This window comes from Chitinophaga sp. CF118 (assembly GCF_900112615.1).
Lineage (GTDB): Bacteria > Bacteroidota > Bacteroidia > Chitinophagales > Chitinophagaceae > Chitinophaga.
Genome location: NZ_FOMK01000001.1, coordinates 697,258 through 722,802, shown reverse-complemented (window position 1 = coordinate 722,802; position 25,545 = coordinate 697,258). Strand labels below are relative to the sequence as shown.

General features: G+C 42.2%; 19 protein-coding genes. 8 read left to right on the top strand and 11 right to left on the bottom strand.

What is annotated here, in order from left to right; genetic code table 11:
* Positions 1-12 precede the first annotated feature (12 nt).
* Positions 13-1,902: a M1 family metallopeptidase gene (locus tag BM176_RS02765; RefSeq protein ID WP_090099303.1), complete on the top strand. Its 1,890-nt coding sequence runs from the start codon at positions 13-15 to the stop codon at positions 1,900-1,902.
* Between the two features lie 87 nt (positions 1,903-1,989).
* On the opposite strand, the gene BM176_RS02760 is transcribed toward BM176_RS02765, so the two are convergent.
* The 5 genes from BM176_RS02760 to BM176_RS02740 form a co-directional block, all read right to left on the bottom strand.
* The gene (locus BM176_RS02760; RefSeq protein WP_255373416.1) at positions 1,990-2,238 is read right to left on the bottom strand and encodes a hypothetical protein; all 249 of its coding nucleotides are present in this window, start codon (positions 2,236-2,238) and stop codon (positions 1,990-1,992) included.
* A 5-nt stretch (positions 2,239-2,243) separates the two neighbouring features.
* Entirely contained in the window at positions 2,244-2,657 is a 414-nt protein-coding gene (locus BM176_RS02755) for a hypothetical protein (protein ID WP_177230277.1), read from the bottom strand.
* An 11-nt stretch (positions 2,658-2,668) separates the two neighbouring features.
* Positions 2,669-3,262, bottom strand: coding sequence for an RNA polymerase sigma factor (locus BM176_RS02750; protein WP_255373415.1), 594 nt, complete (start codon positions 3,260-3,262; stop codon positions 2,669-2,671).
* 98 nt (positions 3,263-3,360) lie between these two features.
* Positions 3,361-3,990, bottom strand: a complete 630-nt coding sequence (rsmG, locus tag BM176_RS02745; RefSeq protein WP_090099299.1) for a 16S rRNA (guanine(527)-N(7))-methyltransferase RsmG — start codon at positions 3,988-3,990, stop codon at positions 3,361-3,363.
* A gap of 114 nt (positions 3,991-4,104) precedes the next feature.
* Positions 4,105-5,238 (bottom strand): glycosyltransferase, encoded by a 1,134-nt coding sequence (locus tag BM176_RS02740; RefSeq protein ID WP_255373414.1) that lies wholly within the window; start codon positions 5,236-5,238, stop codon positions 4,105-4,107.
* Positions 5,239-5,447: 209 nt separating this feature from the next.
* On the opposite strand from BM176_RS02740, the gene tgt reads away from it, so the two are divergent.
* From tgt to recG, 4 genes are all read left to right on the top strand, one after another.
* Positions 5,448-6,578, top strand: coding sequence for a tRNA guanosine(34) transglycosylase Tgt (gene tgt / locus BM176_RS02735; protein ID WP_090099295.1), 1,131 nt, complete (start codon positions 5,448-5,450; stop codon positions 6,576-6,578).
* Positions 6,579-6,667: 89 nt separating this feature from the next.
* Positions 6,668-7,747, top strand: a complete 1,080-nt coding sequence (locus BM176_RS02730; protein WP_177230275.1) for an LptF/LptG family permease — start codon at positions 6,668-6,670, stop codon at positions 7,745-7,747.
* A gap of 194 nt (positions 7,748-7,941) precedes the next feature.
* Positions 7,942-9,261, top strand: coding sequence for a citrate (Si)-synthase, eukaryotic (locus tag BM176_RS02725; RefSeq protein WP_090099290.1), 1,320 nt, complete (start codon positions 7,942-7,944; stop codon positions 9,259-9,261).
* A gap of 186 nt (positions 9,262-9,447) precedes the next feature.
* On the top strand, positions 9,448-11,580 hold the full coding sequence (gene recG, locus BM176_RS02720; RefSeq protein ID WP_255373413.1) for an ATP-dependent DNA helicase RecG: 2,133 nt from the start codon (positions 9,448-9,450) through the stop codon (positions 11,578-11,580).
* A gap of 58 nt (positions 11,581-11,638) precedes the next feature.
* Here recG and BM176_RS02715 read toward each other — a convergent pair whose 3' ends face one another.
* The 6 genes from BM176_RS02715 to BM176_RS02690 form a co-directional block, all read right to left on the bottom strand.
* A complete protein-coding gene (locus tag BM176_RS02715) occupies positions 11,639-14,671 on the bottom strand; it encodes an efflux RND transporter permease subunit (RefSeq protein ID WP_090099289.1) in 3,033 nt (1,010 codons plus the stop codon).
* A 9-nt stretch (positions 14,672-14,680) separates the two neighbouring features.
* Positions 14,681-15,601, bottom strand: coding sequence for an efflux RND transporter periplasmic adaptor subunit (locus BM176_RS02710; protein WP_090099287.1), 921 nt, complete (start codon positions 15,599-15,601; stop codon positions 14,681-14,683).
* 6 nt (positions 15,602-15,607) lie between these two features.
* Positions 15,608-16,855 (bottom strand): TolC family protein, encoded by a 1,248-nt coding sequence (locus BM176_RS02705; protein ID WP_090099285.1) that lies wholly within the window; start codon positions 16,853-16,855, stop codon positions 15,608-15,610.
* Between the two features lie 166 nt (positions 16,856-17,021).
* A complete protein-coding gene (locus tag BM176_RS02700) occupies positions 17,022-18,257 on the bottom strand; it encodes a sensor histidine kinase (protein ID WP_090099283.1) in 1,236 nt (411 codons plus the stop codon).
* Positions 18,254-18,931, bottom strand: a complete 678-nt coding sequence (locus tag BM176_RS02695) for a response regulator transcription factor (RefSeq protein ID WP_090099281.1) — start codon at positions 18,929-18,931, stop codon at positions 18,254-18,256. The genes BM176_RS02700 and BM176_RS02695 overlap by 4 nt, the downstream gene beginning before the upstream one ends.
* 4 nt (positions 18,932-18,935) lie before the next feature.
* Positions 18,936-19,349 carry an EamA family transporter gene (locus BM176_RS02690; RefSeq protein WP_090099279.1) on the bottom strand — a complete coding sequence of 138 codons (414 nt, stop codon included), beginning with the start codon at positions 19,347-19,349 and terminating at the stop codon, positions 18,936-18,938.
* 521 nt (positions 19,350-19,870) lie between these two features.
* Here BM176_RS02690 and BM176_RS02685 point away from each other — a divergent pair.
* From BM176_RS02685 to BM176_RS02675, 3 genes are read left to right on the top strand one after another with little or no spacing between them, the layout of a single operon-like run.
* Positions 19,871-23,536, top strand: coding sequence for a gliding motility-associated C-terminal domain-containing protein (locus BM176_RS02685; RefSeq protein ID WP_090099277.1), 3,666 nt, complete (start codon positions 19,871-19,873; stop codon positions 23,534-23,536).
* A 5-nt stretch (positions 23,537-23,541) separates the two neighbouring features.
* Entirely contained in the window at positions 23,542-24,564 is a 1,023-nt protein-coding gene (locus BM176_RS02680) for a PorP/SprF family type IX secretion system membrane protein (protein ID WP_090101569.1), read from the top strand.
* Between the two features lie 48 nt (positions 24,565-24,612).
* On the top strand, positions 24,613-25,215 hold the full coding sequence (locus BM176_RS02675) for a hypothetical protein (RefSeq protein WP_090099275.1): 603 nt from the start codon (positions 24,613-24,615) through the stop codon (positions 25,213-25,215).
* Positions 25,216-25,545: the final 330 nt, after the last annotated feature.

The window sequence follows — 25,545 nt, the reverse complement described above, 5'->3', positions numbered from 1 at the left end:
CTGATATTCGGAATGAAGCAATTGACAGTCGCAAAATGCCTGATGGTATGCCTTATGGCATCCGGATGGCAGAGTGCAGCCGCACAGGCCGACCGCTGGCAGCAAAGGGTAAAGTACACGATGGACATTAACATGGATGTACCTACGAACCGGTTCACCGGTAAACAGAAACTGGAGTATATCAATAATTCACCGGATACACTGTATAAGGTATTTTATCATTTGTACTGGAATGCCTTTCAGCCTGGCAGTATGATGGACGTTCGCAGTCGTGAACTGGGTAAAACTATTCTGTATAAAGACAGAAACGGAAATGGAAAACATGACTGGGATGCCCGCGTAACAGATCGTATAGAAAAGCTGCAGCCAGACCAGATTGGCTATGAAAAAATACTTTCCTTAAAACAGGATGGTATTTCGCAAACGTATAACGTGATAGGTACAATCCTGGAAGTGCCGTTGAAAAAACCGGTATTGCCACATAGTACTACCGTGTTTGAAATGGAGTTCGAATGCCAGGTGCCTGTACAGATCAGGCGTAGTGGCCGTAATAATTCCGAAGGAGTGGATTACTCCATGGCGCAATGGTACCCGAAGATGTGCGAATATGATTATGAAGGATGGCACCCTACGCCTTATGTGGCACGTGAATTTTACGGTGTATGGGGCGACTTTGACGTAAAGATTGCAATTGATAAGAAGTTTGTAGTAGCCGCTACTGGTTACCTGCAAAATCCCAACCAGATAGGGTATGGATATGAAATGCCCGGCACCCGGGTTATTCATCCCAAAGGTGATAAACTGACCTGGCATTTTGTAGCACCAAATGTACACGACTTTGTTTGGGCTGCAGATCCTGATTACAAGCATATTACCCAGGAAGTGGATGGCTTCAGGGCACATTTTTTTTACATAGAGAATGACGCTACTAAAAATACCTGGCCCGAGTTTGCCAAATTGGTACCTCGTATGTATGCATTCATAAAATCGCATTACGGCCCTTATCCTTATAAAAGTTATTCTTTTATCCAGGGGGGAGATGGTGGTATGGAATACCCAATGGCTACCCTGATCATGGGAAATGGCAAACTGGAAGGATTATACGGACTGGCTGCACATGAATGGATGCATAGCTGGTATCAGGGAATGCTGGCCACCAATGAAGGCCTTTATCCCTGGATGGATGAAGGGTTTACCTCTTTTGCAGAGAACAATATCATCTATTATACACGGGATTCCTCTAAGGGGCCTTCTGCTCAGTCAGGTTCGTACAATGGTTATTTTAGCCTGGTGAACAGCGGGTTCGAAGAACCAATGAGCACACACTCTGATCATTACAATACAAATTTCGGATATAGCTTAACTGCTTATGCCAAAGGAGCCGTATTCCTGGAACAACTGGGGTATATTATAGGTAAGGAAAACCGCGATAAAGGTCTCTTGCGCTATTACCGTGACTGGCGTTTCAAACATCCTAATCCGAATGATTTTATCCGGGAAATGGAGATACAGAGTGGTCTGCAACTGGATTGGTACAAACAGTATTTTGTATATAGTACCAAACACATTGATTATGGAATAGATAGTGTATTTGAGAACAACGGGAAAACCGTGGTAAGGCTGCGCAGGGTAGACTATATGCCCATGCCCATAGATCTGTTGGTAACAGCAAAGGATGGTAAAAAAGTAATGCATTATATACCGTTATCCCTGATGTATGGTGCGAAGCCGAATGAGGATAACAGTATTCCGCGTATAGTACATGATTACTGGGCCTGGACAAACAGGACTTATGATGTGGAAGTGGATTTGCCAATGAGTGAGATCAAAACCCTGGAGATTGATCCAAGTTTGAGGATGGCAGATTTAAACAGGAGTAATAATAAATTAGAATTGAATTAAGACTGACTAAAAAGTAAAATGAAGGCGATTGCTAATGATCATTAGCAATCGCCTTCATTTTACTTTTTAGTCAGTCCTGAATAATGTTTAATCCAGTATAGCACAATCAAATCCATGTTGCTGTACAAAATTGATCACAGCATCCTCTTCCACCTTCATTTCTGTGATTCGCAATACTTTATCACAATCTTCAAGGTCTACATGACATTGGCCTACTTCAAAATTATGGCGGATGGCATGTATAATGTGTTGCCTGTCTTCCTGAGTTGCTATATTGGTTTTGAAGATCCCTATCATAGCATATAATGTTGAGTGATTAATAGTAGGGGAGAGCATAACGGCTATAGATTTGTTTCAGGTTTGGTTTGTGTATCTTTTGTTCCTTCGTTCCAGTCGTCATTATCGCGCCAGCGGTTATATCTGTCAGGCATACAACGTTTAAAGCGTTCACGTAACTTTTCTTTTTCTTCATCCGTCATATGCTCCATACGTGCCTTCATTTTTTTCCGCCATTGTTCTTTTGCCCCAACACCCCATCTGGAGCTTCCACCACCATGCCAGCCAAACAATAGTTTACCGAGCAGACAAAGACCCAGTGCCTGCCAGAAGGTAATGACAGGGCCATGAAACAGGTCAGGTATCAGGCAGTTCCATAATTCTCTTACTCCAAGGCCTAATGCTGTGAGGAACAAGGCGCCCAGCAGCATGAATTTTAATACATGGAAGACCTTTGGTATTTTTCTACGCGTATGCATATCTAATGTTTTTAATTTTTTAAAAGTTCCTGGTACAATTCTGCCAGCCGTTCCCGCAAATACAGCACTGCATATCGCTTTCTCGATAATAAGGTATTAACGGATACACCGGTTTCGGCAGACATTTCTTTGAAAGATTTCCCTTCTATCTCGTGTTGGAGGAAAACCACACGCTGATCTTCAGGCAATTCGTCAATTGCTTCCATGATAGCTTCTGCCATAATCTTACGGGTCATGGGAGCATCACTCTGGGCGGAAGGATCTGCGATTATTTCAGCAAGAAACATGGTTTCTTCTCCGTCAAATTCACGGGTATGATCGCTGAAGGTAGTTTCCCGCTTTTTGCGGAACCAGTCGGTAATTTTATTGCGTGTAACTGTAAACAGCCAGGCGGTGATGGAATCTATATGGCTGCCTACCCTGGAGTATTCTGTAAACTGGTATAGTACATCCTGTAAAATATCTTCCGCGTCTGCTACATTATTAACCCTCTTTCTGATGAAGTTAAGTAAGCGCTTACGCTCCTGCTGCACCGTTTCCTGTATGCGCTCGTTCTGTTCTGCAGCCATAGCCAGTGGTGTTTTATTTAGGAGCAATTCTTTCATCTTAGTAATGGAGACGAAAAAACTTTCTTGATATTTTACAGTTTACAAAGTTTTTATGGGATTTTTTGGTTTATTTCTGACTATATACTGAAAATCAATTATTTATTTACTACCACAATATGTTTTTCCTGGAAAAATTCTTCCGGGAACAGCTTATAAATGTTAGTGATCTTGGGCCTGCAACCGCTTTCGGATATTTCCTGGCTCAAATCACCTCCCTTTAAACAGATCAGTCCGGGTTCCTGTTCATGAGCCGGTGCTTTTTTCAGCAAGGGCTTACTCCAGTGCCATAAATCTTTCAGGGGAGCTACCGCCCGGGATACTACCAGGTCAAACTTCCGGTCTTTGATGTCTTCGGCCCGGGAATGTGCCGTGGTTACATTCTGTAAACCAATCGCTTCTGCTACGCCCTGCACCACTTTGATCTTTTTACCAATAGAATCTACAAGGTGAAATCTTACTTCAGGAAAGAAAATAGCCAGGGGAATACCAGGAAATCCTCCACCGGTGCCAAGATCCAGGATCTGTGTTTTGGCAGGGAAGTCGGCGATAGCAGCTATACTCAGGGAATGTAATACATGCTTTTCATACAGGGCATCAATATCCTTACGGGATATCACATTGATTTTCTCATTCCATTCTTTATACAGCCCACCCAATGCCTGTAATTGCTGCAATTGTTTTTCCGTAAAATCCGAAAAGTATTTCAGTACTATCTCCATTTCCATATTAAATAAAGGTGCAATCTACAAACAAGCCCCCAAATTTGAACGAATAATAGCATAAACAGCAATGGCGCCGTCTGGCGCCATTGCTGTTTATAGTAGAAAATAATTTATCGTTTACCACTTGTTCTTTGACTTGAACATTAAAGCGGGTGTAAGAATAAGATAATAAAGGAACATGAACAGGTCCATAAACCAGCTGAACTTGAAAAGATCAGCTTCATCCAGCTTACGCATGGCCAGGAAAGTGATCACTGATTGTAAAACGAATTTAAACCCGAAAATGCTTACTGTATAGATCCATAAAGGATGGTAAAACAAGGCAGCTATAAAAGTCGGGTAAAACAAGAAGTGGCTCAGTGAAAAGAGACCCAGCAGGAATTTATGCGCAAACCGGTAGTGTTTCCCGGTAGACATATGCCTTGTTTTTTGCTGGAACCAGCTACGCCAGCTTGTTTTAGGTTCCGAATAGGTAAAGGCTTTTTTGTTAATCACAACGCCTACATTATTACGGGTAGCAGCAGCGTTTACAAAAAGGTCATCATCGCCGGAAGCCAGGTGATGGTGAGAGGTGAAACCTTTCATACGGAAAAACAACTCACGTTTATAAGCCAGGTTACGGCCTACACCCATATAAGTAATACCGCTGAGGGCAAAAGAAAGATATTGTAAAGCACTGAAATAGGTTTCATAACGGATCACCTTATTCAGCAGCCCCGGTTTTTTAATATAAGGACTGTAACCCAGCACAATCTCCTTCCCATTGGTAAATCCCTGGCTCATAAAAGATAACCAGTAAGTACTCGCAGGTTTGCAATCGGCATCTGTCAGCAGCACATTTTCATAATTAGCACTCCTTAAACCCATTGACAGCGGATATTTTTTACCTGGAATGAATTTGGCGGGCTGCATGATCTCTATATGCCGGTAATGAGGGTATCCGGGTTCTATAGAACGCAGGTAATATTTGGAATCATCCTCCGAATTGTCATTTACCACAATTACTTCATACGCCGGGTTCTTTGGGCCATGATAGCGTTGTTGTAGTACAGACGGGAGATTCCGCTGGAGATTCATCTCTTCATCTTTTGCACAGATGATGACAGAGCATTGCAGCTCCGGTTCGTGGTCATTATCGAAGGTACGGCGATAAAAGGCTACCCGGGAAAAGAAAATCAGGTAATACAGTATCTGTAAGCCTGCAATAGTAGCAAAACAGTAAAAGGCTATTAAGCCCAAGTTATACAACATAGCATAGCAAATATATATGATTTTGATTATTTGTATGTGTCTGTGGAAAAAAAAGATTATGCACAAAATGTGTATTGCCTTAAGCCTGTTGCAACCTGTATTCAGCATTAAGTATCTTTTCCCTTATTTTTGCCCCCTGAAAACAGGGTAGGGTTTCATTTTCCCCCAACCAAAGGGGGGAAATAAAACCCTACTGAACTTGTAAAGAGATGATTTTTGAACTGAAAACAACAGACAGCGGCAGCAAAGCGCGCGCAGGAGTGATTACTACCGGCCATGGCGTTATCGAAACACCTATTTTTATGCCGGTAGGTACAGTGGGCAGCGTGAAGGCTGTAACGCAGGAACAGTTGCGTACAGACATCAATGCACAGATCATACTGGGAAATACCTATCATTTATACCTTCGGCCCGGACTGGAAGTACTTTCCCTGGCAGGCGGACTGCATAAGTTTAATGGCTGGGACCGGCCGTTGCTGACAGATAGTGGTGGTTACCAGGTATTTTCACTGGCTGCCAACCGTAAAATCAAGGAAGAAGGAGTAATGTTCCAGTCACATATAGATGGCTCCAAACACCTTTTTACTCCTGAAAATGTGATGGATATTCAGAGGACCATCGGGGCCGATATCATTATGGCTTTTGATGAATGCCCGCCTTACCCTTCAGAATACCGTTATGCCCGCAAGTCGATGGAACTGACCCACCGCTGGCTGGATCGCTGTATAAAACGCCTGGGAGAAACAGAGCCTTCCTATGGACATGAACAAACATTGTTTCCCATAGTGCAGGGTAGTACCTATAAAGACCTGCGTACTATTTCTGCTACCGAAATTGCTGCCCGTGAATGCGCGGGTAACGCTATCGGTGGACTGAGTGTAGGAGAGCCAGAACAGGATATGTACGAAATGTGCGGTCTGGTATGCGACATCCTCCCGGCTCATAAACCCCGTTACCTGATGGGCGTGGGCACTCCCTGGAATATCCTGGAAAACATTGCGTTGGGTGTGGATATGTTCGATTGCGTGATGCCAACAAGGAACGGTCGCAATGGAATGCTGTTCACCTGGGAAGGAGTAATCAATATTAAGAATAAGAAATGGGCAACCGATTTTTCTCCTATTGCTGAAAGTACCGACTGCTTTGCCAGCCGCCAGTATTCCAGGGCTTATCTGCGGCATCTTTTTGCTGCCGGAGAATTCCTGGGAATGCAATTAGCCAGTATTCACAACCTGGCCTTTTACCTTGAACTGGTAAAAGTAGCAAGGGAACAGATTCTGGCAGGCACTTTTGCCGGCTGGAAAGAGAGAATGGTGCCACAATTGAAGACAAGATTATAGCCCTCTAATTTAAGGAGGCTTCTATGAAGGGTTTTAACAAAAGCTTTATAGCTGCCCTTTCATATTATTTATTATTTTGCCTATATATTATGACTAAGATCGACTGGTATATATTACGCAAGTTCATAAGTACTTTCATTTATTCGTTGTCAATCCTGCTCGTTATATCCATCGTGATAGATATAACTGAAAAGATTGATGACTTTATGAACAGTAACCTGTCCTTATACAGGATTGTGGTAGATTATTACTTTGGTTTTATACCATATATAGCTGCCCTGTTATTCCCCCTGTTTATTTTTATATCAGTGATCTTTTTTACCTCCAAAATGGCTTACCGGACGGAAATCGTTGCTATTTTGTGCAGCGGGGTAAGCTTCCGGCGCTTTTTACGCCCTTACTGGGTAGGCGCTTTCCTGTTTGGTACACTGTTATGGGCAGGTAACCGCTGGACGGTACCTACTGCTAATCGTGTCCGGAATAAATTTGAGAGTGAGTATGTAGACAGGAAGAAGACCCAGCAGAATATCTACGACAAAACCATGCGTATCGACAGCTTTACCTATATTACCTTCGGTTCTTATGATCCCAATTATAAAAGCGGCGGGAACTTTATGCTGGAAGATATCCGTGGACAACAAATGTTCCGTAAACTGAAAGCAGACCGTATTGCCTGGGATTCCGTCACTAAAAAGTGGAAACTCAACTTTGTAACCATCCGTACTATTGATGGATTGAAAGAACATTGGGTGAACAGCCCGGATACCTCTATCAGTATCCGCCTGCGACCGGAAGAAATGAAGGAAGAAAAAAACAAAGAGCAGGCTATGACCACTCCGGAACTGAACCGTTATATCAACAGGGAGGAACTGAAAGGGGCAGAAGGACTGAATGTATTATATGTTGAAAGATACCGGCGTACCTCTTCCGCCGCGGCAGTAGTGATCCTTACCCTCATAGGAGCCATTATTGCGTCAAAGAAAGTAAGGGGAGGAAGTGGGTTACACCTGGCCGTTGGAATTGTGATCAGCGCCAGCTATATTATCTTCCTGCAATTTTCCACGGTGTTTTCTATTAAAGCAGACCTGAACCCGCTACTGGCGGTCTGGATTCCCAATTTTATGTTCGGACTCCTTGCATTCTGGTTGTATTTCAGAGCGCCCAAATAAAAATTCACATTTCTTTAATACATTGCTTATGCAATAAACATATCTTTTAGTATATTGATAGCCAATAATTTGTGATGTGCTCTGGCTGTAGTTTCCTTCAAAACCTTGATCGGGAGCTGTTAAGTTCATTAACAAATCATTACTTTTGACAATCGATCGATTTTTTGTTATTATTACCAAATCAACAGTTTAAAATGGGGTATATAAAAGAAAAATTCAAGGTAAAGGCCGATGAGCTCAACGCCGAAGTAAAAGACCTCGTGAAGAACCATGGCACCAGGAAGATAGAGGATGTTACGTTAGCACAGGTTTACCAGGGAATGCGTGGTATAACAGGTTTGGTTACAGAAACATCATTATTGGATGCCAATGAAGGTATCCGGTTCCGCGGTTATTCTATTCCGGAGTTACGTGAAAAAATGCCAAAAGCACCCAATGGTGCTGAGCCATTGCCGGAAGGATTATTTTACCTGATGCTGATAGGCGAACTGCCTACTGAAGCTGATGTACAACACTTATCAAGCCAGTGGGGCCGCCGCTCACATGTACCCAACCACGTTTTTGATGCTATAGAAGCATTGCCTATTACCACTCACCCTATGACAATGTTCACTGTGGGTGTAATGGCTATGCAAACAGAATCTGCTTTTGCAAAAGCCTATGGGGAAGGGATCAATAAAAAAGACTACTGGAGCTATATGTACGACGATGCAATGGACCTCATTGCCCGTTTGCCACGTATAGCCGCATATATCTATCGCCGCAAATACAAAGGTGGAAATCATATTCAGCCTAATGGATTGCTGGACTGGGCAGGTAACTTTGCACATATGCTGGGTTATTCTGATGAAGGTTTCAGAGAACTGATGCGCCTGTATATGACTATCCACGCAGACCATGAAGGTGGTAACGTGAGTGCACATACTACCCACCTGGTGGGTTCTGCCCTCAGTGATGCCTACCTTTCTTTTGCTGCTGGTATGAATGGCCTGGCAGGTCCGCTGCATGGCCTCGCAAACCAGGAAGTGATCAAATGGATACTGAGCATGCGCGAAGAACTCGGTGGTGGCATGCCTACCAAAGAGCAGATCGCTGACTACGTACGTAAAACACTTTCTGAAGGTAAGGTTGTACCAGGTTATGGTCACGCCGTACTGCGTAAAACAGATCCACGCTTTACCGCACAGATGGAGTTTGCAAAGAAACACCTGTCTGACGATGAGCTGGTAAAAATCGTTTGGCTGGTATATGAAACCGTTCCGCCAATCTTAGAAGATCTGGGTAAAGTAAAGAACCCTTGGCCTAATGTGGATGCACATTCCGGCGCTTTGCTGGTGCATTACGGACTGGTAGAATATGAGTTCTATACCGTATTGTTTGGTGTTTCCCGCGCATTGGGTGTATTGGCCTCCCTGTGTTGGGACCGTGCGCTTGGTTTCTCTCTCGAAAGACCTAAATCCGTTACTACAGAATGGATGAAGCAATTCGTAGAAGGTAAAGTGGAAGTTGAATAACTGATCACAAAACAAATTATAGAGAAGCTGACAGGAAAACTCCGAGGAGTTGCCTGTGCATAAAAATGGCTTATCTTATATCACTACATTTGGCTCCGTTAAGAGTCCCCTGTTAAATTATTACAAACAGGAGACTCCTGACGGAGTCTGAGTTTGTAGTAATCATGTCTTCCACAAAAGGTATTTTTGTACCCGAATACTAAAATCATCGCTACAGTAACTTCCATATTATCCAATCCCATAGAGTATCTGAAAGGAGTAGGGCCGCAGCGGGGGGAACTGTTGCGTAAAGAAATCAGCCTGCATACCTTCCGTGATCTGCTGGACTATTTTCCATTCAGGTATGTAGACCGTACCAAAGTGGAAAAGATCATCAGTTTACACGGACAGATGGACTATGTGCAGATAAGAGGACGGATTACCCGCCTGGAAGTAGTGGGAGAGAACCGCGCAAAAAGACTCGTAGCAACCCTGAAAGACGAAACCGGGGAAATCTCCCTGATATGGTTCCAGGGATGGCAATGGATGGAGAAATCGCTACAGTTAAATACTGCCTACCTGGTGTTTGGTAAGCTGTCTCTGTTTAACGGTTACCTTCAGATGTCACATCCTGAAATGGACCTGCTCACCGGAGAGATTGTTGCGGGTAAGCAATTCCTGGAGCCGGTGTATTATACCACCGAGAAACTGAAAGCCCGGGGGCTCACGGCCAAGGCAATCGGAAAGCTGACAAAAAACCTGCTGGAACAAATGTCTCCACAGGAAATCCAGGAAAACATACCTCTGCCAGTGCTGGAACAATACCGGTTGATGGACCGTTCAAAGGCTTTCTTTAAGATCCACCTTCCTGCCGGAGAAGAAGATGCGCAGCAGGCCAGGCGCAGGCTGAAGTTCGAAGAGTTATTCCTTGCACAGATCAGGATCTGCCGGCTTAAAATAAGACGACAACAGCAGTCACATGGTTTCATTTTCAACCTTGTTGGCGATGCATTCAATACATTCTACAATGAACACCTGCCTTTTTCTCTTACCGGCGCTCAGAAACGGGTACTGAAAGAGATCCGTCAGGATACCGTAACAGGCAGGCAAATGAACCGGCTGATCCAGGGAGATGTGGGCAGCGGTAAAACAATGGTGGCGCTGTTAACAATGTTGCTGGCAGTAGATAACGGCTTCCAGGCCTGTTTAATGGCTCCTACCGAAATATTATCACAGCAGCACTATAAAAGCATTTCAGCATTGCTGGAAAAAATGCAGGTAAAAGTGGCATTGCTCACTGGTAGTATTAAAGGAAAGGCACGTAAACAAATCTTGAAAGATGTAGCATCCGGAGAAATCCACCTGCTGATAGGCACACATGCCTTACTGGAAAATCAGGTGGAGTTCAAAAACCTGGGAATGGCTATTGTGGATGAGCAACATCGCTTTGGTGTGGCCCAGCGTGCCCGGCTTTGGCAAAAGAATGTGATGCCGCCGCATATCCTGGTAATGACGGCTACGCCTATCCCGCGTACACTGGCCATGACGGTATACGGTGATCTGGATGTTTCTGTGATTGATGAACTGCCACCGGGCCGTAAACCCATCACGACGGTACACCGCACAGAGTTTCAACGTCCGCAGGTAATGGATTTTATAAAAGAGGAAATAGGAAAAGGCAGGCAGGCATATATCGTGTATCCGTTAATTGAAGAATCGGAAACACTTGATTATGAGAACCTGATGAAAGGGTATGAAGAAGTGAAAGCCTTTTTTCCTGAACCGAGATATTATATCAGTATGGTGCACGGCCGGCAGCCGGCAGATATGAAGGACGCAAACATGCACCGTTTTGTGACTGGCGACACGCAGATCATGGTGGCTACCACCGTGATAGAAGTAGGCGTAAACGTACCCAATGCTTCTGTAATGGTGATAGAAAGCACCGAGCGTTTCGGTCTTTCCCAGCTGCACCAGTTGAGGGGTAGAGTGGGAAGAGGTGCTGAACAGTCCTATTGCATCCTGATGACGGGCAATAAACTGGGGCATGATGGCAAAGAACGTATCGGTGTGATGGTACAAACCAACGATGGTTTCCTGATCTCCGAAAAAGATATGGAACTACGTGGTCCCGGCGATATCGAAGGTACCCGTCAAAGTGGATTGCTGGATCTTAAACTGGCAGATATTGTTGCCGACAGGGCTGTGCTGGAAGCTGCCCGTGCCAGCGCAGAGAAAATTTTGCAGGAAGATCCAGATCTTACACTACCGGAAAATCAACCTTTACAACAATTTTTATCTGCACAACTGGGGAAATCCCAGTGGAGTAAAATCTCTTAAATTACTCCCATAACCAGCAACTCCTCCGGAGTATCATGGTCAATCTCTTAAAAATATTCTATTGTTTATTCTTAAACACTGCATACATCAAACTTGGCAGCACTATCAGCAACAGCGGTAATGCTACTATAAAACCTCCAATCACGGCAATGGCTAGTGGCTGGTGTAATTGTGCACCTGTTCCGATTCCCAGAGCAAGTGGCATTAATGCAATGATGGCCCCTAATGCTGTCATTAATTTGGGACGTAACCTTACTGAAATAGAATAAACAATAGCTTCTTCAACGTTATTACTTTTCATCATTGACTCTCTGAACTGAAGAAAAGTAAAAATGGCATTTTCACCAATGATACCAACAATCATAATGAGACCGGTATAACTACCTACGTTAAGGGGAGTGTTAGTAAGATATAAGCCCAGATAACTACCACTAATACCCAGTACTGCAATCAGCAATATCAGTAATGCCTCTCTGAAACTCCGGAATAAAAATAGTATAACACCAAATACCAGCAGGCAGCTTGTTATCAGAATTATCAGTAGCTCATTGAAAGATTTTTTCTGATCGGCATAAGTGCCTCCATATTCGATGTGATAACCTATGGGTAACGTTATACGGGCTCCCACTTCCTTTTGAATATCTCTCATTACACTGCCCAGATCCCGGTTGTCCAGTCGGCCGGTCACCACTCCCATTGACTGTAAATTCTCCCGTTCAATTTCTGCATCTCCTGCATTTACTTTCACACTTGCCAGGTTAGTAATGGGTGTAAGTTTTCCGTTTGGTAAAGATATCTGTAGTCGTTTAATATCTTCCACACTTAAATTCCGGTTGCCTGGATATACCAGTCGTATAGAAGAGATTTGTTGTTTATTAAAAACGGTACCCACCACATTTCCTTCCAGTGCGGTTTGAAGCTGGTACTGCAGATTGGCAGGCGTAATCCCATATTGTGCCAGAGTTACCGCTTGTGGTTTAATGGAGATAGATGGCCCTGCAATCACAATACCATCAAACACATCTGCCGTACCTTTCACATTCTCAATCACATTGGCTACCTGCTTTGATAATGCCTGTAATTTTAGCTGGTCATTACCGAATATTTTAACCTCAATTGGTTGTACTGATGTCATTAAATCACCCAGCATATCACCAATAACCTGTCCAAAATCTATGCGTAATGCAGGTTGTGAAGCTTCTACGCTGGTTCTTATTTCATCAATTATATCGTTGGTTGTTTTGTTTCTGTTCTTCTTTAATTGTATCAGGTAATCACCACGGTTAGGTTCTGTTATAAAGAATCCCATTTGTGTACCAGTTCTCCTGGTGTAGGTTGCTACCTCAGGAATTTTAGTGATGATTTTTTCCACTTCCCTGAGCATGCGGTCAGTCTCTTCCAGTGAAGTTCCTGGCGGTGAACTATAATCCAGTACAATACTTCCTTCATCCATTTCCGGCAAAAAACCGGTTTCCAGTCTGGGTAATATAAAGTAAATAGAACCCGCCAGGAATAACATAAACAATATGCTGATAATGGGGCGCTTTATGAAAAAAGCTACCCAGTTCAGATGATGTATACTGCTTTCATTCCTGATATTCTTAGCAGGCATTTTACCTTCATTTCGGCTGAATAATAAATAAATAACCGGCAACCCTATCCAGGTTACAAAGAATGAACATACCAATGTGATGATCATGGTATCGGTCATTATTTTAAAATAGGCGCCTGCTACTCCTGTCATCAGCATAAATGGAAGAAAAATCACGATTGTACTAAGTGATGATCCTACCATCGCTGGTAATAAATAGCTAATGGCCTTTTGTAGAAGACTGGTAGTTGGTTCTTCCGGATGTTCCTCATGCGTACGATGAATTTGTTCTACTACCACAATAGCATCATCTATGATTAACCCGATGGCAGCGGCAATAGCCCCGAGTGTCATAATGTTGAAGGTTTGTCTGGTAGCATATAAAACAATCAACGTCATTAACAGCGTAACGGGTATGGTGATCAGGATAACCAAACTTGCCTTTAATGAACGCAGGAAAATAATTGCTACAATGATTGCAAGAACCAGCCCGATCCACAAACTATCGGTCACACTTCTAATGGCATCATTTACAAAATCTGCCTGTACATAATCTGGCTGAATGATTACTCCTTTGGGTAGGATAGTACGGAGTTCTGCCACCTTTTTTGCCATTTTTTCTGAGAGGTCAACCAGGTTTGCATTTGGCTGTTTTATTACAGAAAGTAAAATAGCATTATGCCCGTTAGCATTTATTTTTACATACTCTTTTGCTTCCTGTATTTCTATGTCAGCAATATCATGAAGTGTTATAATCCGCTTGCCATCATTTTTAATAACAAGGTTCTCTAATTTATCTTTAGTATCCACCAGCGCATCCGTTACCGTTAGATACATTTGCCTGTAATCTGATAAATAACCATTTGATTGAATGAAATTGGTTTGATTCAGCGCAGTGGTAATAGCGTCGGAAGTCAGGCCCAGCGCATTCATTTTACCAATGTTCAAAATAAGCCAGTACTCTTTTGTTTTACCACCTGCCACGCGGACCTCACTAACCCCTTCTACCTGCGACAAAAATGGTTTGATGGTGTAGATAGCAAGTAGCTTTGCTTCAATGGGCGTCATACCCGGTGCTTCCAGAGTATATCCAATCACAGGGAGTATGGAAGGGTTCATCCTTTCAACAGTGATTTGTACTTCCGGCGGCAGTATATTTTTTATCTCGCTGATTTTGGATTCAATGCGTTGCTGACTTACATCTATATCAGCATTCCAATTCATGAAAGCACTTATTTCACAACTGCCACGACTGGTAGTACTACGAATCATTTGCAGATCCGGTACCTGCTTTACTGCATTCTCCAGCTCACGGGTTACGGTGATCATCATCTTATTTACAGGCTGCTGACCGGCATCTGCAATGATCTTTATTTTAGGGAAAGTAATTTCCGGAAATAAGGCTGATTGCAATCTGCTATAAGCAAACATGCCTCCTAAAATAATAATAGCCAGTACAACTGTTACCGGGTGTTTATATGCTGTAAAGGAAATCTTCATCAGGTGCAGTTATTTAACCGATACTTTTGCGGTATCTGAAAGACCGTAATTTCCGGTAAGTAAAATCTTATCATTGACAGAAAATGCAGGAGAAAGAATCTCTACCATACTTCCATTTTCCAATCCTTTTTTAACGGGAACTCTTACAGCTGTCACACTGTCTGTTAGTTTCATTATCCAGAAGGAAGTCTGCGTTTCATTTGTTAACACCGCTTCTTTCGGCAGTGAGATTGTGTTTTCTTTTGCTTCTTTTACCAATACTGCTTTTGCAATTAACCCTTCCGGTATCTGCTGATCAGTATTTACTTTTATCACGATGCTCTGTGTTTGCGCTACCGGATCAACTGAAGGCATGGAAGAAGCAACATAACCATTCAGCCGTGTACCATCCGGTAATTTGATGACGATATTTTTATTGCTGTTGAGGTAAGACTTTAATTCGTAAGGAATGTCAAGCAGGAAAGCAAAACTGTTCTTATCACTGATCACAGCCAGTTGCTCTCCATCCTGCACATAATCTCCTTTTTTATAAGTGAGTGTAGAAACATAACCGCTACCAGGAGATTTAATATGTAGTAAACCTGTAAAACGAAAAGACGAATCCAGGGCGTTGATTGTATTTCCCAGTGCCTCCGCTTCTTTCGTTTTAATTACAAATATTTCCTGTCCCTTACTGATGTACTCGCCTATATAGACATTTACTGCTTGCAGGTATCCTGTTGTATTGGCTTTAATATATGTTTTTAACTGAAAAGAGGAAGTAGCATTCAGTTCAATGTTTTCCGTCATTGGCCCGGTTGAAATGCTGGTTATAGTTACCGGCACACCGGCCTCTGATGTGTCTTCAACAGCCGTATCCGGATGAGAGTCACATGCTGTTATCGCAGCAAGCGCAAAACAAAATAAAAAGATAGCAGCCTGTTTCATCATATTGCGTTACATTTTTTGATTCCAGTAGTTGATCTGATTAATGATCTGCCACTTATTGATAGTGTTCTGCGTGATAATATTTTTTGCATTGAGATAATTACTGATGGCAATGATATAATCTGCAATGTGTACATCGCCTGTTATCAATTGTTGCTTTTGTGCTTTTATCAATCCTTCTGCATAACTTATCCGGATAGCAGTTTGCTGTATTAATTGTTCGGTAAGCGATAGTTGCTGTGCTAACTGATCCAGCTGCTGATGATATTGCGTTGTGAAAAAATCTCTTTGTGCACTTCGGTTTTGTTCTGAAATGGAAAGCTTCTGATGTTTCATTTTTCGCTGCTTCCCATCATAGATAGGCACGATTACGGATACACCTGCACTTACTCCGAAATTCTTGTAGGGAGTGACAGCAAAGGAAGAGTTATAACCACCATCTGCGAAGAGATCAACTTTGGGTTTATAGCTGTAATCAATTTGTTGATCATCCACTTTTATCTTTAAACTGTCCAGCTTAAACTGCTCATAAAAGATTGTTTGCTGCAGGTCGGGTAGTTGTGTTATACTAATGTTGGGTGCTGGTAATACGGTATAAGCAGTATCATTTAACCCGGTGATATAATTTAAGGTAGCAAAATCATTCTGATACTGAATGCGCAACTGACTGATCATTGATTCCTGTTGCTGAAGGTTTACCAGGAAGGATAAATAATCTGTTTGTTTATACACTCCTTTTTCAGCCAGTCTTTTCAGAATAATATCTTCTGCTTTCAGGAGCGTAAATATTTCACTGTTAAAATCTATCTGGAGCAGGTCCCCATATGTTGTTATATATTGCTGGGTGATACTCTTCCTTAAGTCCTGCGCAGATATTTTCCCCTGGTTTTGCAATCCAAGATTTTGTAACTGGATAGAGAGGTACTGATTGTTAATATTGTTCCTGCCAATCACGGTTTGTGATACACCAATGAGAGAAGTGAAAGTATGCAGGTTCGATAGTGCGCCATCATACCCCCAGCCATTTACAGTGGGGGCATAGGTGCCTGTGTTATTACTGTTAACCTGTGGCCGGAAGGTAGCTCTTAACAACTGGCTGTCAATTTTAGTGCTCTGTGCCTGGTACTGATAATTCCTGAGCACGGGACTATTTTGTAAGCCCTGTTCAATATAATAATCCATATCCTTTTGTTGTGCCAGTAGTTGCAAAGGAATAAGAAAGATCAGCAGGAAGGGGTATTTCTTATAATTGATCATGCTGTATTATTTGCCTTCCTGTATATGTATAAACGCAGCGATAAAAATATCTGTTAATCCAACAAGATATCTGCTCATTGTAAAGGATTAAATTTTAGAGAAAATGTAATGACGATGTAAACGTACATCCTGAATCTATATACATTCTAAAGTATAGAGACAATGTCTAAAAGTGCACGCTGAATACATGTGTGTGATCCAGGTAGTGGTAATGAATATTCCATCCGCTTACCATGCAGATTTGTTGAACGATAGCAAGACCTAATCCATTGGACTGAACAGCGTTGTTGCTTTTCTTAAACCGGTTGAACAACTGATCGGAAGGGAAATCCAGGGGATTACCGGAATTAGAAATTATCAGTTGCCCGGATTGCAGGAGGATACCAGCATGCCCGCCCTGTTCGGTGTAACGTAGTACATTAGAAAAGAGGTTGGATATAAGCACATCGCATAAATACAGATTTGCGATAATTGTTTCTTTATTGATATGAGTCTTTATCTCAATGTTTTTAGCAGCAAATAAATCTTCCATTAAGTACAGATGCTGTTCAAGTACTTCCTGCAGATCAACGGTCTGTTTATCCTCAAAAATCTGGTTATCCAGTTTTGCCAGGAGTAAGAGGTTTTTATTCATTTTGCTTAACCTTTCCACGCCCGATTTTGCCTGCACAATATATCTGGCCATTTCCTCCGTTACTTCCAATTGACTTAGCCTGTCGAGTTTGGATTGAATAATACCAAGTGGCGTTTGAATTTCGTGGGAGGCGTTTTCGGTAAATTCCCGGAGGGCCATATATTCCCTATGACTGCGTTCGGTTAGATCTTTAAGGGCAGCTTGTAATTCTTTAAATTCTGTGATAGGAGAGTCGTATAACTGAAGAGGAGTGGAGGTGCTGACTGAATAGTTTTTCAGTTGTTCCAGGTTTTGACAGAATGGTTTCCAGATCTTTTTATTGGAAAAGTAATTGATTAATACACCTGAGCCGGCCAGTAGAATGATGGCTGCCAGCAGTAAGTAAAAGATGGTTTTATAGTATTCCCCCCAGCCCACATAGGTGGTCATTGCTTTAATATGATAATGTTGTCCATTAATCTCTTTAACAATTTCCAGATAATGATAGTCCTCATTTTCCTGTTGAACCTGGTCAAATATTACTGTATCCTTGTATACCGGCTTTAAACTTAGAGAGTTTGTGGTAGGCGTAATACTTATGAAAGGGTCACTTGCCGGTTTCCCTTTTTGCATTTGTTTAATGGCTAATTCTGTCTGGAATACCAGTTGTTCATTCATTTCATCTTTTACTTCCTTTTTCAGTAATAGATATATCCCTACCCCCGCGATGGTCATTATTATGATAGTCACCAGCAGGAAGTCTCTCGTTGTCTTATACAGTAATTTCATGATTGCGTAAATTTATAGCCGATTCCATATACAGTTTTAATGTAATCGGTACCTGTAGATGCAGTGATTTTTTTACGCAGGTTCATTGTATGCACGTATACAATGTCATAATTATCAACCATATCATAGTGATCGCCCCATAAATGTTCTGCAATAGATTGTTTGCTCACCACCCGGTTTTTATTAATGATGAAGTAGAGTAGCAGCTGGTATTCTTTTTTGGTAAGATTAATGATTTCATTTTTGCCGCGTACCTCATGGGCAGCGGTATCAATTTCCAGGTGGTCTATTACAATTTTGCTATGACCATTAAAAGATTTTCTTCTCAGCAGGGCATTAATCCTGGCATTGAGTTCTTCCAGATGAAATGGTTTGGTAAGGTAGTCGTCAGCCCCCATTTCCAGGCCTGTTAATTTATCTGTCAGGGAATCTTTGGCAGACACTATCAATATCCCGGTATCCCGGTGCTGGTTTTTTAGTAATTTGAGCAGTTGAAGACCGGTACCGCCTGGCAGGTTAATATCCAGAATGATGGCATCGTAATCGTATAAATTGATCTTATCTTCTCCTTCTTTAAAAGTAGAGGCCTTCTCACAAAGGTATCCCTGCTCTGTCAGATAATTTTCCATTTCCTCCAACAACAAAGGTTCATCCTCAACCAACAGTAATTTCATGACATTAACGTATCAGGGTAATAGTACCTGTGATGATTAATAAGGCACCTGCAATTGTTTTCCAGTCAACGGACTCCTTAAGTATTACAATAGAAAGTCCTATAGCTATGGCTACGCTTAACTTATCTATGGGCGCAACTTTGGAAACGGGCCCTGTTTCCAGTGCCTTGAAATAAAAGATCCAGGAAAGCCCGGTGGCTACGCCAGACAACAGCAAAAATAGTAAGTTATTCTTTGTCAGGGTTTTTAACTCCCTGAACTCTCCGGCCGCGAGCACAATTCCCCAGGAAATGAACAGGATCACCACGGTTCTGATAGCTGTAGCCACATTGCCGTTAATACCTTTCATTCCTATTTTAGCAAGAATAGCGGTAAGGCCAGCAAAAAGGGCTGACAGAAGTGCATAATATCTCCACATGTAGAGTTATTTTGTTATATAACAAGCCGGTTGTTATCAACTTCAAATTAACACAGTAATTCTAAAGAAATTTTAAAAATAGGTTGGATTTCACAGATGTAGATCTGGTTTTTCTCGTTTATTATAAGAGGGACTTTGTCGGATAAGGAAATTAGCGTGGTTCGTATATGTGAGATGGTTAAAATTGCCAGCATAAATCAAATAGGATGTACCTTTATTAAAGCCATGCTCAGATATAATGAGAAAAAGTAATATTGACCATTATTAAATCTTTTAGCCTGCCAATTTATTATATTAATGATTTTCATTAATATATGACGTTATAAACTGATTCGTGTAACTAAATTTAGAGTGCGTACGTTTTAAACTCATGCCTGTTTTAGATATCTAAAACCAGGAAGTGTTTATAGGGACGATTATATGCTGAGATTGGCGTTGTTATTGCTGTAATAATAGTACCGGCACCAGCGTTTATAAGTATAAAAACTTGTTTTTCCAGTACAAAAATTAAATCTTTTCCGTTGAATCTTACTTTCCCTATAGGCTGTTTAGCTTTCTTCTTCTCGCTGTTTGCCAGTGATCAGGCTATCGCGCAGGCACAAGCACAGCAGTTTTACGATAATAAGCCTTTGCTCTTCACTGAAAATAAAGGACAGTGGACAGGAGATTTTTTATTCAAAACAGATATGGGAGGAGGGGCCGCTTTTTTAAAGCGTACCGGTTTTATGTTTGTATTGCAGGATAAAGCAGACCGTGATCGATTGAAAGATAAGATCCACGGCCATGTGCATGATACCACTTACAGTGTTGATCCCTCAGGACGTACAGCTTTTAAGAACAATGCTGCAGCCGCAGCTACTGAAACCACAGCAACGGGTACAATACCTGATGTAAAAGGGCATGCATATGAAGTTACTTTCGTGAATGCATCTGCCAATCCGGAAGTTGTACCTGATAAAGCGGCAGACAGTTATGCCAATTATCTGATTGGTAATGATCCTTCCAAATGGCGTTCCGGTGTAAAATCGTATCAACTCGTTAATTATAAATCATTATATCCCGGCATAGATATGCAGGTGTACTCAGAGTCCTCCGTGCTTAAATATGACCTCATTGTGCAAGCGGGTGCAGATCCTTCCCTTATACAACTGGAGTATACCGGAGTAGATAAAATGGAGATCAAAAAAGAGCAGTTGATCATCACCACTTCTGTAGGTACCATTACAGAGCAGATGCCATTTGCTTATCAGTATATTGATAATGAACGTGTAAGCGTAAAGGTTTCTTATTCATTAAGCGGCAATAAGCTGCGTTTTAAGGTATCCGGTAAGTACAATGATGCTTACCCGCTGGTTATAGATCCTTCTTATGTTTTTTCTACAGTATCAGGTTCCACTGCAGACAACTGGGGCTTTACGGCCACTTATGATGCACAGGGGTGTTTCTACGGAGGCGGGATCGTTTTTAATGTAGGTTATCCAGTTACCACAGGTGCATTGCAAACCACTTATGGTGGTGGTACATTTGATATCGGGATCAGTAAATTTGCATCCAACGGACGTTCCCTGATTTATGCCACCTACCTGGGAGGCAATGGGTTAGAACAGCCACATAGCTTATTTGTAGACCCTTCGGGCAACCTGGTGATTTCCGGCAGAACAACTTCTTCTAATTATCCCGGTACTATAGTCGGAACAAGAGGAGGCTGGGATATTGCCATCACCAAACTGAATGCCAGCGGTAGTGGTATTATTGGCTCGCTGATTATTGCCAGTCCTGAAGATGAAGGGGTGAATATCAACGAAAACCGTCAGACGGGAACCTCTATATTATTGCGTAATTATGGAGATGATGCCCGTAGTGAAGTGGTTATCGATGCTACCGGTAATATTTATGTTGCCAGCTGTACCCGTTCAGCCAATTTCCCGGTAACCGCCGGTGTTTTCCAACCCAATTCCGGAGGTTCTCAGGATGGTGTGGTGATGAAAATAAATCAGGATTGTAATACATTGTTGTGGGCCAGTTATCTTGGAGGCAGTAAGGAAGATGCGGCTTATGTGCTGGCATTGGATGGCACCAGCAGCTTATATGTAGCAGGTGGTACTGCCAGTAACAACTTCCCGATGAGGGGCACTCCATTGTTCGGTACTTACCGTGGAGGTGTATGTGATGGATTCATTGCACATATTACAGCAGATGGTAAAACACTACAGCAGAGTACCTATATGGGAGCTGGAACAATGACCGCTGGCGCTGCCGCAGCAGACCAGGTATATGGTATTCAGCTGGATTCAAAAGGTTTTGTGTATATCATGGGTACCACAGAAGGCTCTTGGCCTACTATGCAGCCCACCGGTACTGCTACCTTCTACAATGATAATTCCAAACAGTTTATAGCCAAGCTGAAACCAGATCTTTCTGCATTTGTATATTCCACTACTTTTGGGAAAGTAGCATCTACTCCCAGTATTTCACCAGTAGCCTTCCTGGTAGACCGTTGTGAGAATGTATATGTATCCGGATGGGGTGGAGGAATCAATACTTCATTACATTATGCTAATTCAAATACTACCGGCTTACGTGTGAAGAATGCATTGCAGAGTTCTACAGACAGTCAGGATTTTTACTTTTTTGTCTTGCAGCGCGATGCTACGGATGTACTGTTTGCCAGTTACTTTGGTGGTAACGGTACATATGAACATGTGGATGGTGGTACCAGCCGTTTTGACCGCAATGGTGTAATATACCAGGCTATCTGTGCCTGGTGCCCTACCAACCCTGATTTCAGACCTCGTTACCCTACTACACCTGGTGCATACAGTAGTACTGCACCGCCAGAATGTAACCTGGGTGCATTGAAGATAGCTTTTAACCTGGATGGAGTGAAGGCTGGTATTAAAACGCTGGAAAGGAAAACGAATTATTGTGTACCAGCTACTATTACATTTGTAGATACTACCACTTCAAAAGCACTAACCTGGACCTGGGATTTCGGAGATGGCTCTCCACAGGTAACCAATACAAACGATACTATTACACATACTTACAGTCTTTCAGGCAATTATACCGTAACACTGATAAAATGTGATCCTGCCAGTTGTAACGGTTGCGATACGGCCAGACTGGTACTGCGTATCCGTACGGATGAAGCAAAATTCAATATGACTGCCGTTCGTCAGCCACCCTGCGAGTCACTGAGTTATTTATTTGATCTTGTAAGTGCTCCTCCAAAACCATATGCTTCTAACTCATTTGTGCTGGATTTCGGAGATAATACACCGGCTGTAAGTGTAGGGCCTGCAAACTTTCCATATACACATCAATTCCAGGTAGAAGGAGTATACAACGTTACACTAACACTTGTAGATTCCAACTATTGTAATGCACCGGAAGTTGATACAGTAACATTACGTGTTGCGGCGAATGTAAGGGCATCCTTTGTAGCACCGGACAGTTCCTGTGTACCTGCTACAATTACATTTGAAAACACCAGTAAAGGTGGCGAAACCTTTACATGGGATTTCGGTGATGGTATTGGTACATCTACAGATATAAGTCCTACTTATACTTATAATACACCTGGCGCTTATATAGTGAAGCTGCATGCGGAAGATCAGAGTACCTGTAACAAACAGCATGATACGGCAATGACTATAAATGTATTTGCTCCGCCAACGGCAGACTTTACTTATTCACCTGTAAAGCCTACAGAGAATACACCTGTCACTTTTGCGAATCAGTCTTCTACCGACGCGGTAACCTTCGTATGGGAGTTCGGGGATGGCAATGGTTCTTCCGATGTTAACCCGGTGTATCAGTATAATAAAACAGGTATCTATGATGTATACCTGATTGCTACTAACCGTACCGGTTGTACGGATACAGTACATAAACAGGTAAGTGCGATTATAATTCCCTTATTCGATATCCCTTCAGCTTTTTCGCCTAATAGGGATGGAGTGAACGATGTGTTTCTGGTAAAAGGATTTGGTATTGCCAAGTTTAATATGAAAGTATATAATCGCTGGGGTCAGCTGATGTTTGAGACAAACAGCCCCTCCATAGGATGGGACGGAACCTTTAAAGGGAACCTACAGCCAATGGATGTCTATGCCTTCGTAATCAACTTAGAGTTTAGTGACGGTACAACAGCAAGTAAGAATGGAAGTGTAACCTTGTTAAGATGACGGACATGAAGGAGATTTTTAAATACATAGCCAGTTGTTCAATACTGCTCTTTGCAGGATTGAAGGGCAGTGCCCAGGATCTGCATTTTTCGCAGTACTTCAACTCACCGCTTATTACCAATCCTGCCAATACAGGATTTATTCCGGATGGTAATTACCGGATAGGTATCAATTACCGCGATCAGTGGACCAGCATCCCTGTACCTTATAAAACGATGTCTGCTTTTGGAGATTTTCAATTGTTTCGCGACAGGCTTGAATATGGCTGGGTAGGTGTTGGAGCTGTTATCCTGCGTGATGTGGCGGGAGCTGGAAATCTAACTTCTACTAAAGTATATGGTTCTGTAGCGTATCATCAGTTACTGGGACAAAGCAGCCTGCTTTCCCTGGGCTTCAACGTCGGTTCCGCCAGTAAGCGGGTAGATGCTACAAAGCTCACATTCGGAGATCAGTGGAATGGAAAGTTCTTTGACTCGCAGGTGCCAACTGCCGAGCCTTTTGACCAGACGAAGATCAATTATTTTGATATGCAGGTAGGTATGAACTACGCCTATTTCCCAACGGAAAATATTTACATCAATGCAGGGTTATCCGTGCAGCATATCAATAAACCGAGAGAAACTTTTTATGATAACAATAACCAGATAGCACGGCGTTATATTGGCTTCCTGAATGCCAGTCTGAAAGTAAGTGATAAAGTGATCCTGAATCCTTCTGCTTACTATTCCCGGCAGGTAGGTTCCAGTGAAACCGTATTTGGTGGAAATGCAGCGTATAATCTTTCCGGAGACGGGAATAAACAATTATATGGTGGAATCTATTATCGTATGAAAGATGCAGCAGTATTCCTGGTGGGTTACCAGTTATCAAATGTAAAACTAATGTTTAGTTATGATATAACTACTTCAACTCTGGCACAGGCTAATAACCGTCGCGGCGCTTACGAAATAGGTATTGTATATACAGGTATTTACCCTAACCGTGGTTTCTCCAACGCAAGGAGAGCTGCATTATGTCCTTCTTTCTGATTTAACACGTGCATTAAAGAAATAAAAAACCATTTAAAGGATTAGTGTATGAAACGTTTATTGTTATGTTTTTTACTGGTAACAACGGTACAACTGGTACAGGCACAGTATTATAAAACGGATACAACCGCAGCACCCGCAACACCTGCCGCAAGTAAAAAATTTGATGCTTCCCGTTTGATTATAGGAGGCTCTCTGGGACTATCGTTTGGAGATTATACCAATTTGAATATATCGCCGTTGATAGGCTACCGTATTTCTCAACTGTTCGCAGCAGGTATCAACATTAATGCACAGTATGGTTCAGAACGCTTTCGCGATTATAACAATTATACTACTCAACGGAACCAATACACCATCTTTGGCGGTGGTATATGGGGCCGCGTATATCCGCTCGATTTCCTTTTCATACACGTACAACCGGAATATAACTTTGTGAGCATGAAAAGCACGGATTATACTAACGATCCCAAGGTCACAGTTACTGATCATTATGGTGTACCAAGTCTGCTGATGGGAGCCGGTTATTCGCAGCCGGTTGGTGGAAGAGCGGCTTTCAGCATCATGGCGTTATACGACGTATTGCAGGATACCAGATCTCCTTACCAGAATGGACTAATATTACGTATAGGGGCCAGCCTTGGCATCTAACATATATTTTACTATAAAAAGAGCCTGTATTGCAGAAATACAGGCTCTTTTTATTTTGGATCCCTGATGGAAACAGGTGATCATTCAAATCCTTCATTTATTTTTTATATGTCTTGTTTTCTTCTACAAGATAAATCTAGGAATTAAGAAAGATTATCTGTAATTTTTGTAAAAATTGGCCTCCCCATAACCTGGTCAATCAACAGAATAAACCACGTTAAATGAAAACATTGCCCTGTTTACTCTTCCTGCTATCCAGGTATCAATGATTGCATTTCTCAAATTATAATAAAGTTACGTTATGCCTGCTATGGATAAAAATTATGCGGC

Bases quoted from the DNA above. Each gene is read 5' to 3' on its own strand.
- BM176_RS02705 (WP_090099285.1), bottom strand. From the start codon at position 16,855: ATGATCAATTATAAGAAATACCCCTTCCTGCTGATCTTTCTTATTCCT.
- BM176_RS02715 (WP_090099289.1), bottom strand. From the start codon at position 14,671: ATGAAGATTTCCTTTACAGCATATAAACACCCGGTAACAGTTGTACTG.
- BM176_RS02700 (WP_090099283.1), bottom strand. From the start codon at position 18,257: ATGAAATTACTGTATAAGACAACGAGAGACTTCCTGCTGGTGACTATC.
- BM176_RS02765 (WP_090099303.1), top strand. From the start codon at position 13: ATGAAGCAATTGACAGTCGCAAAATGCCTGATGGTATGCCTTATGGCA.
- BM176_RS02680 (WP_090101569.1), top strand. From the start codon at position 23,542: ATGAAGGAGATTTTTAAATACATAGCCAGTTGTTCAATACTGCTCTTT.
- BM176_RS02740 (WP_255373414.1), bottom strand. From the start codon at position 5,238: ATGTTGTATAACTTGGGCTTAATAGCCTTTTACTGTTTTGCTACTATT.
- BM176_RS02710 (WP_090099287.1), bottom strand. From the start codon at position 15,601: ATGATGAAACAGGCTGCTATCTTTTTATTTTGTTTTGCGCTTGCTGCG.
- BM176_RS02755 (WP_177230277.1), bottom strand. From the start codon at position 2,657: ATGCATACGCGTAGAAAAATACCAAAGGTCTTCCATGTATTAAAATTC.
- BM176_RS02760 (WP_255373416.1), bottom strand. From the start codon at position 2,238: ATGCTCTCCCCTACTATTAATCACTCAACATTATATGCTATGATAGGG.
- tgt (WP_090099295.1), top strand. From the start codon at position 5,448: ATGATTTTTGAACTGAAAACAACAGACAGCGGCAGCAAAGCGCGCGCA.
- BM176_RS02730 (WP_177230275.1), top strand. From the start codon at position 6,668: ATGACTAAGATCGACTGGTATATATTACGCAAGTTCATAAGTACTTTC.
- BM176_RS02725 (WP_090099290.1), top strand. From the start codon at position 7,942: ATGGGGTATATAAAAGAAAAATTCAAGGTAAAGGCCGATGAGCTCAAC.
- rsmG (WP_090099299.1), bottom strand. From the start codon at position 3,990: ATGGAAATGGAGATAGTACTGAAATACTTTTCGGATTTTACGGAAAAA.
- BM176_RS02695 (WP_090099281.1), bottom strand. From the start codon at position 18,931: ATGAAATTACTGTTGGTTGAGGATGAACCTTTGTTGTTGGAGGAAATG.
- BM176_RS02750 (WP_255373415.1), bottom strand. From the start codon at position 3,262: ATGAAAGAATTGCTCCTAAATAAAACACCACTGGCTATGGCTGCAGAA.
- BM176_RS02690 (WP_090099279.1), bottom strand. From the start codon at position 19,349: ATGTGGAGATATTATGCACTTCTGTCAGCCCTTTTTGCTGGCCTTACC.
- BM176_RS02675 (WP_090099275.1), top strand. From the start codon at position 24,613: ATGAAACGTTTATTGTTATGTTTTTTACTGGTAACAACGGTACAACTG.